We start from the raw sequence: 3,127 nt of genomic DNA, 5'->3' as shown, positions 1-3,127 counted from the left end.
GGGTCAGTTCCCGAGACTATTTCTGTGCCAACAACTTTAGTAACCCATGTCGTTTGGTAGTCAAAAGTGATAACTTGAAGATTTTCAATGTCCATTTCAAACTCATCCATTTCTTTACTTTTTTCGGCTGTGATGCTGTCGTTTGCACCGTATGATTCAGCCATTTTCTGCATCATTCCTTTCATCATTTCAATGAATTCAGTTAAGTCAAGTTCAACTTCTTGACTAATCATACATGTTTTTGCTTCTTTATTAACAGACTCTAGGGTAAGAAGAGTTGTCGTTGATATTTCTTGCATTGGAATAAATGGATTTTCTCCTGTTTCAGTCGTGGTAATTGTATCTCCAACTTTAAAATTCTTACTAAAAGGTGTTAAGATGTATCTAATGTTATCTTCCATGTACGCTTCTATGTTTTCTTTGCTTTTGAATATTTCTTTTATGGGCATAAATATCATTCCGATATATGATGCCATATCTGGCGTTTTATCTTCAAGTATATTTGTTATTTGGTCTAAGCTTTCATTCATAAATTTTTGAGCTTCTTTCCAATTCAAAAGTTCGGATTCAGCAGTTTCTTTATTAACTGAATAAATCAACTTCAAATCTTTGTAGTCCTTTAATTCTTCTCCAAGTTTATCATATAGTTCAATTGAAGAGCGTAACGCTTGGTTTTCCATCAGAATTTCAAGACTATAACTGTCCTTATTTTCCTTTAAAACTTTAATTGTGGCGTGATTATACGTAATCGTGTCTGAGATGAGTTTGTCATCTTCAAATACTTTTTCAACCTGGGTAATTGTGATTTGCTTAACGTCCCCTTTAGTCCATTTAGGTTGGAAATTGTAGTCCTGTCCAAATCCTAAAGTTGATATGGATAAAAGTGCAATTGTGATTAATCTTCTCATTTCTATTTTCTTATTGGCTATAACAAGTGTATAAATAAACCTTTTTTAATTATTTAAAACCGCCTGAATTCTGGAGAATAGTGGTGGTTGTTGGTCTTTGTGGTTTAAAACTAATTATTTTTTTGAATTTCTTTAGGAGTAAAGTTGGTTTCACTTTGTTGTAGGTGAATGGTTTTGTCATACCAGCTGCGCTTTATCTTCGTTTGAGCTAGTATATCTGTATAACCTAACGAGAATGCGAAGATTCAAGAATTCAAAAAACGTTTGATCTACATATAATTAAATTTAAATGTATTTAGAAGTCGCAAGTGATTAGTGATAATTGATAAGAATTTTTTTCGGATAGGAGATATAGGGTTTTTCGGCTATCGCTCGAAAGCCCAAGAGATTTCCTCATACTTTCATACAGAGGTTCCTAAAGGGAGGCTAAATCATTCACTTAAACAAAAAGTTCTAACGTGAATACCTTGTGAACAAACATTCACGCTCATAAGTCCACATGAATTTCACTATCCTCAGATTTCAATCTTTTAATCTTTTGAATTATTGAATTCTTGAATCAAAAAAAGAGCACCCTTAAGTGCTCTTTTCTGTTTCTATTTTCTACGTTTTTTCTTGGGTTTCTTGTATTTCGCCAATTTCTTGTTTTTCTTACTGTTCCCCCAGTTTTCTTTCTTGTTTTTATCCTTCTTTTCGTGGAAGGCTGGACCCGCTTCGCGTTTAACTACTTTTACTTTAAGTGGTTGGTGCAATGCTGCAGGTTGTTCTTCAAGGATGAGTTCTGAAGAAACCGTTACATCCTCCGGTAAAGGATCAGCAGCGATCTCCAATTTCATCAATCCTTCGATGTGGTGTTTAAAGATTTCCTCTTTTTCTGTAACTAAGGTTAAGGCATTACCTTTGGCCTCGGCTCTACCAGTTCTACCTACACGGTGCATGTAGTTTTCAGGAACTTCAGGAACGTCCATATTGATAACGTGTGTTACCTTGTCAATGTCCAAACCACGCGATACTAAATCGGTAGCTACAATTCCGCGCAATTCTCCCGATTTAAACTCTTGTACCATACGCAACCTGTAGTTCTGTGACTTGTTTGAGTGTATGGTTCCGAACTCTTCTGGGAATTCTGTTTCTAGTTCTTCAGAAACCAAATCAGCCAAACGTTTGTTGGCTGTAAAAATCAATGTTTTGGCATAAGTTTCCTTATCGGCCAATAACATTTTAAGATAATTGATTTTGGTATAGAAGTTAGGCACAGAAACAAACTTTTGATCTATGTTTTCTACAGGAGTTCCAGAAGGAGATGCTTCAATTTTTTCAGGGTTTCTGAAATAAGAATTGATCAAATCTTCTACCTCGTCTACAATCGTTGCAGAGAACAATAAGTTTTGTCGTTTCGCCGGCAACAATTCTATGATACTTTTCAATTGAGGTCTAAATCCAAGGTCAAGCATCTCATCACATTCGTCAATGATCAACTTCTGTATGGTTTTGAAACGCAAGATACCTGTCATGGCCAAATCGAACAAACGTCCTGGTGTAGCCACCAAGATATCACAACCTTCGTGTATCAATTGCTTTTGCGTATTGATGTTTGTACCCCCGTATACACCTAATGTTCTTACAGAGATGTATTGGGTAAGCTTTTCAATTTCTTCACAAACCTGCACCACCAGTTCTCGTGTGGGAACAAGGATAAGTACACGAGGTGTTTTTTGCTCGCTATATTTTAAATCGCGCAATACCGGTAAAAGGAAAGCCAAAGTTTTACCCGTACCAGTTTGGGCGATACCTACAACATCTTTTCCTGCTAAAATTACAGGTAAAGTTTTCTCCTGAATTGGAGTAGGAGTGGTGATCTCCATTTCGGCCAAGGCATTTTGTAACTGCTTGGTGAGTTTAAAATCTTTGAATTCCATTATCGGATTACTTTTACAGAGCTATCAGCTCCTATTTTTATGATGGATGAAGCTTGCTTACAAACTTTATCGAGTTCTTCTTCTACGATGGCATCAACTCCTGTTTTAATCTTTTCAGATATTTCTGCAAAACAAGTTGGTGTTGGTTCACCGCTGATATTAGCACTTGTTGAAACAATAGGTTTACGTATGCTTTGAATCAGTTGATTGACCACCGGGTGATTGGTTAAACGTATCCCTATAGAACCGTCTTGTGCTAATACATTGTTGGCCAATCCCTTTGGGTTGTCATATATAATG

3 protein-coding genes are annotated in these 3,127 nt (G+C 36.2%); all 3 read right to left on the bottom strand.

The annotated features are described in order from the left end of the window. On the bottom strand, nucleotides 1-908 hold a 908-nt coding region (locus tag AC22ZQ_RS13765), incomplete at its 3' end, for a hypothetical protein (protein WP_318959341.1). A gap of 596 nt (nucleotides 909-1,504) precedes the next feature. Further along, nucleotides 1,505-2,827: a DEAD/DEAH box helicase gene (locus AC22ZQ_RS13760; RefSeq protein WP_318959340.1), complete on the bottom strand. Its 1,323-nt coding sequence runs from the start codon at nucleotides 2,825-2,827 to the stop codon at nucleotides 1,505-1,507. After that, nucleotides 2,827-3,127 (bottom strand): L-threonylcarbamoyladenylate synthase (locus AC22ZQ_RS13755; protein ID WP_318959339.1); only part of this gene is annotated, 301 nt, incomplete at its 5' end. The genes AC22ZQ_RS13760 and AC22ZQ_RS13755, both read right to left, overlap by 1 nt.

Source organism: Lishizhenia sp. (genome assembly GCF_057456495.1).
Note: the sequence above shows the minus strand (reverse complement) of the source record. Positions and strands in the feature narration are given on the sequence as shown.